The sequence below is a fragment of the Streptococcus suis genome, from assembly GCF_002964045.1.
Lineage (GTDB): Bacteria > Bacillota > Bacilli > Lactobacillales > Streptococcaceae > Streptococcus > Streptococcus suis_U.
Genome location: NZ_POPB01000585.1, coordinates 1 through 339 on the forward strand (window position 1 = coordinate 1; position 339 = coordinate 339).

The following is a 339-nucleotide window of genomic DNA, read 5'->3' on the forward strand; positions in this document are numbered from 1 at the left end:
CCTGCAATTCATCGTAGGCCTTTTGCGTACCCGTCCCATAATAACGAATAGAACGACTTTGGCAGTTTGGACAGGTCTGAGGAATCCCCTTTTGAAAACCACAATAGTGGCAATTCATCGTTTTTGTGTCCATGTGGAGCGTCAGAGAAATATCACAGTTGGGACACTGGTCAACACTCCCACAATCACGACACATGACAAAAGAAGAATAACCACGACGATTCAACATAAGAACGACCTGTTCCTTACGAGCCAGCTTTTCTCTAATCTTATCAATCAGAACAGGGGTAAAATTACTAGCCTCCTGCTGACCGATATAATCACGGAAATCCACAACTT

At 43.7% G+C, this 339-nt stretch carries 1 pseudogene; it reads right to left on the minus strand.

The features are described 5' to 3' along the window. A pseudogene (locus tag C1E99_RS13005) lies at positions 1 to 339 on the minus strand (primosomal protein N'); the annotation flags it as partial.